Source organism: Streptomyces sp. NPDC004561 (genome assembly GCF_053602155.1).
In genome coordinates, this window is sequence record NZ_JBSGDB010000641.1 from 1 (window position 1) to 4,183 (window position 4,183).

5 protein-coding genes and 2 pseudogenes are annotated in these 4,183 nt (G+C 73.2%); 4 read left to right on the forward strand and 3 right to left on the reverse strand.

Going from position 1 to position 4,183, the window contains the following annotated elements:
• Window positions 1-177, forward strand: a 177-nt coding sequence (locus ACWEN3_RS42610) for a DUF2795 domain-containing protein (protein WP_452982975.1), incomplete at its 5' end; no start/stop codon positions are given.
• Window positions 178-256: 79 nt separating this feature from the next.
• Window positions 257-799 carry a type 1 glutamine amidotransferase domain-containing protein gene (locus ACWEN3_RS42615; RefSeq protein ID WP_452982963.1) on the forward strand — a complete coding sequence of 181 codons (543 nt, stop codon included), beginning with the start codon at window positions 257-259 and terminating at the stop codon, window positions 797-799.
• An 84-nt stretch (window positions 800-883) separates the two neighbouring features.
• Here ACWEN3_RS42615 and ACWEN3_RS42620 read toward each other — a convergent pair whose 3' ends face one another.
• Window positions 884-1,171 (reverse strand): DUF6158 family protein, encoded by a 288-nt coding sequence (locus ACWEN3_RS42620; RefSeq protein ID WP_452982966.1) that lies wholly within the window; start codon window positions 1,169-1,171, stop codon window positions 884-886.
• Window positions 1,172-1,226: 55 nt separating this feature from the next.
• Between ACWEN3_RS42620 and ACWEN3_RS42625 the strand changes: the two are divergent.
• Window positions 1,227-1,433 (forward strand): annotated as a pseudogene (locus ACWEN3_RS42625) (hypothetical protein); the annotation flags it as partial.
• An 85-nt stretch (window positions 1,434-1,518) separates the two neighbouring features.
• On the opposite strand, the gene ACWEN3_RS42630 reads toward ACWEN3_RS42625, so the two are convergent.
• Both ACWEN3_RS42630 and ACWEN3_RS42635 read right to left on the reverse strand, forming a co-directional pair.
• Window positions 1,519-3,138 (reverse strand): ABC-F family ATP-binding cassette domain-containing protein, encoded by a 1,620-nt coding sequence (locus ACWEN3_RS42630; protein ID WP_452982969.1) that lies wholly within the window; start codon window positions 3,136-3,138, stop codon window positions 1,519-1,521.
• A gap of 77 nt (window positions 3,139-3,215) precedes the next feature.
• Complete coding sequence (locus tag ACWEN3_RS42635; protein ID WP_452982972.1) at window positions 3,216-3,875, reverse strand: histidine phosphatase family protein; 660 nt, start codon at window positions 3,873-3,875, stop codon at window positions 3,216-3,218.
• 86 nt (window positions 3,876-3,961) lie between these two features.
• Here ACWEN3_RS42635 and ACWEN3_RS42640 point away from each other — a divergent pair.
• A pseudogene (locus ACWEN3_RS42640) lies at window positions 3,962-4,183 on the forward strand (hypothetical protein); the annotation flags it as partial.

The following is a 4,183-nucleotide window of genomic DNA, read 5'->3' on the forward strand; positions in this document are numbered from 1 at the left end:
GAGCTCGCCCGCGTCCTGGGGCGCGGCGCCTTCCCTGCGCGGGCGGGCGAGCTGGCCGCGGCACTGCGCCGGGACAACGCCCCGGACCCGCTGGTGGACGCGGTGGCGGGGCTGCCGCGCGCCGAGCGGTTCGGCAATGTCCAGCAGCTGGCCGAGGCGCTGGCGGGCGGCCGGTGAGCCGGGGCCGGGCAACGGGGAAGCGGCCGGCCCGGTCGGCGACGCACACCGGGGCGACCGGGAAAGGAAGCTGAGAATCATGCGTATCGCGTTTCTGGTGGCGCCCGAGGGCGTCGAGCAGGTCGAACTGACCGAGCCGTGGAAGGCGGTCTCCGACGCCGGGCACGAGCCGGTGCTGGTGTCGACCGAGGCCGGGAAGATCCAGGCGTTCAACCATCTCGACAAGGCGGACACCTTCGACGTGGACGAGGTCGTGGGCGAGGCGTCCGCCGGTTCGTTCGGGGGCCTGGTGCTGCCGGGCGGGGTGGCCAACCCGGACTTCCTGCGGATGGACGGGAAGGCCGTCGCCTTCGTGAAGGACTTCTTCGACGAGGGGCGTCCGGTCGCCGCGATCTGCCACGCGCCGTGGACGCTGGTGGAGGCGGACGTCGTACGCGGCCGGGTGCTGACGTCCTGGCCGAGTCTGCGGACGGACATCGGCAACGCGGGCGGCACCTGGGTGGACGAACAGGTGAAGGTCTGCGACCACGGCCCCAACCAGCTGGTGACCAGCCGCAAGCCGGACGACCTGAAGGCTTTCTGCGACACCTTCCTGCATGTGTTCGCCGGAGAGGTGGGCTGAGAGCGGGAGGCAGGCGAAGCCGCCTCACCGAGGGCCGGCCCGGAAACGGGCCGGCCCTTCTCCGATGCGGGCGAGGCGCCCGCCTCAGGTACCGGACGCGCCCGGAGTGACCGTTTCGCCGCAGCGCCGCTCCCGGGCGCCCTCGCGGGTGCGGCCGGAGCTGACCAGGCGGCGCGGGTTCCGGCGCAGATACTCGCCCTCCAGCTGCGCCATGCGCTCGTTGTGGGCCCGCAGCGCGTCGTTCGAGCCGTACAGGAGGGTGTCGTGGCGCGTGCGGTGGATCGTCTCCAGCTCCTTCATGAGCTGCTGGTCGTCCAGTCGGCTGGGGTCGACTCCGGTCATGGTGGTGCCCCGCTCGTCGTGTCCGTTCATACGGGACCGGGTACCCGCCCGGCGCACTGCCCCGAGCGGTTTCCGGGAGGAATCCATGGAGCTCGCTTTCCTGAATCCACTGTACGAACATCCGGGGTCCTGGGCCTCCGCATACGTCGACCTCTCCCAGCACCACGAGGGCATGCAGCACCGCCGGCATCTGACGGCGGAGGCGGTGGCCCGGCAGCTGCGGGAGCAGGGCGCCGACGAGGCCACCAGCCGGGCGGTGTACGAGGCCGTGGAGGAGCTCAGGCACTCCACGGTGCTGGAGGAGACCGGGGACGAGGTCGCGGTGGGCGGCCTGGGCGCGCTGCTGCGCTGGAGGTGAGGCCCCGGGCGGGCGCGGGCTACCGCGCCCGCTCGACCCTGCGCTCGTCCCAGACGGGCTGCGTGGTCTCGCGGACCCGGCCGTCGCTGCCGAAGACCAGGAAGCGGTCGAAGGAGCGGGCGAACCAGCGGTCGTGGGTGACCGCGAGGACCGTGCCCTCGAAGGCCTCCAGGCCCTCCTGGAGAGCCTCGGCGGACTCCAGGTCGAGGTTGTCCGTCGGCTCGTCCAGCAGCAGCGCGGTGGCTCCCCGCAGCTCCAGCAGCAGGATCTGGAAGCGGGCCTGCTGGCCGCCGGAGAGCCGGTCGAAGGACTGCTCGGCCTGCTGGGTCAGCTCGTAGCGGCGCAGCCGGGACATGGCCGCGCCCCGGTCCTGGGAGTGCTCCTTCCACAGGATGTCGAGGAGGGTGCGGCGCGCCAGCTCGGGGTGGGCGTGGGTCTGCGCGAAGTGGCCGGGCACGACCCGCGCGCCGAGCTTCCACATGCCGGTGTGCGCCACCTCCTCGCCGGCGAGCAGGCGCAGGAAGTGGGACTTGCCGGAGCCGTTGGAGCCGAGGACGGCGACCCGTTCGCCGTAGAAGACCTCCAGGCCGAACGGCTTCATCAGACCGGTCAGCTCCAGCTCCTCGCAGGTGACGGCGCGGACGCCGGTCCGGCCGCCCTTGAGGCGCATCGTGATGTCCTGCTCGCGCGGCGGCTCGGGCGGCGGCCCGGCCTCCTCGAACTTGCGCAGGCGGGTCTGCGCGGCCTGGTAGCGGGAGGCCAGCTCGTGGCTGATGGAGGCCGCCTGGCGGAGGTTGAGGACGAGCTTCTTCAGCTGGGCGTGCTTCTCGTCCCAGCGGCGGCGCAGCTCCTCGAAGCGGGCGAAGCGTTCCCGGCGGGCCTCGTGGTAGGTGGCGAAGCCGCCGCCGTGCACCCAGGCGTCGGCGCCGGCCGGTCCGGGCTCCACGGAGACGATCTTCTCGGCGGCGCGGGCGAGGAGTTCACGGTCGTGGGAGACGAACAGGATCGTCTTGCGGGTCTCCCTGAGCTGCTCCTCCAGCCACCGCTTGCCGGGCACGTCGAGGTAGTTGTCGGGCTCGTCCAGGAGCAGCACCTCGTCGGTGCCGCGCAGCAGCGCCTCCAGCACGAGCCGCTTCTGCTCGCCGCCGGAGAGGGTGCGCACCTGCCGCCACTGGGCCCGCTCGTAGGGCACGCCGAGCGCGGCCGTGGTGCAGATGTCCCACAGGGTCTCGGCCTCGTAGCCGCGGACCTCCGCCCAGTCGGCGAGGGCCTGGGCGTAGCGCAGCTGGGCGGCCTCGTCGTCGACGGTCATGACGGCGTGCTCGGCCTCGTCGACGGCCCGGGCGGCCTCCCGGATGCGGGGCGGGGCCACGGACACCAGCAGGTCCCGTACGGTCGTCTCGTCCCGCACCGAGCCGACGAACTGGCGCATCACGCCGAGGCCGCCGCTGACGGTGACCGTGCCGCCGTGCGGCTTCAGCTCGCCGGAGATCAGCCGCAGCAGGGTGGTCTTGCCGGCGCCGTTCGGGCCGACCAGGGCGACGGCGGCGCCTTCGCCCACCCGGAAGGAGACGTCACCGAGCAGCGTCCTGCCGTCGGGAAGGTGGTACTCGAGGTGCGCGGCTTCCAGATGTCCCATGGGGCGGCATTCTCCGGTGCCGGGTACGGCCCGGGCAAACCGTTATCGGGATCCGCGGTCTCCGGCGGTGTGCCCGCTCACCTGCCGTTCAGCTCCTGCGGCTCCCCCGTCGGGCCGGGCTCGCCGGCCGGCTCCACCGTGGCGCCCGCCCAGGAGAGGGCCTTCCAGCCGTCGGACGGGGAGCCCTCGAGGATCACCACGCCGGTGTTGGCCAGGGGGTGGGCGGCGGCGAAGGGTACGTCGACGTTGTCCGCGCGGGCGGCGGTCCACATGCGGATCGCGGCGCCGTGGCTGACCAGGGCGACGGTTCCGGCGCCGCTCGCGGCGGCCTCGGCGACCACCGCGTCGTACCGGGCCAGGGCCTCCTCGCCGCTCTCCCCGCCGGGGACGCGCAGCGCGGTGTCGCCGGCCGCCCAGGCGAACGCCGTGCGCATGTACGCCTGGGCCTCGGGGGCGTCGCCGGGCAGCAGCTCCAGGTCGCCGGCGGACAGCTCGCGGATGCCGGCGCGGACGATCACCTCCAGGCCCCGGGCCGCGGCCAGCGGGGCCGCGGTGAGCTGGGTGCGGATCAGCGTGGAGGCGTACACGGCCTCGATGTCCTCGTCGGCGAGGGCCTCGGGCAGGGCGATGGCCTGCGCCTCGCCGAGCGGGGTCAGTCCCGGTCCTGGCACGGCGGTGTCCAGCAGGTGGCGCACGTTGGACGGGGTCTCGCCGTGGCGGACCAGGAGCAGGCGCATCCGGGCGGTCTCCTTGGATACGCCGGCCGGGCGGCCGGCGCGCGCGGGAACACAAGAAAGGGGCACTACAGGGTAACCGGACCCCTATGAGCCCAGACGTCGACCTAACCGTCCCGAACATCGCCCCGAACGCCCTGCGCGCGCGGCTGCTCAACCTCGACTCGCGGCTGTTCGTGCGTGCCGCCGAGTGGCACTGGCCCGGCGCCGAGCGGGTACTGCCACGGCTGAGCCGCAGCGCGAACCACGGGGTGCTGTGTCTCGACGAGCGGCGAGTACCCGACAATTTGTCAGGCAAAGCTGAACAGTTT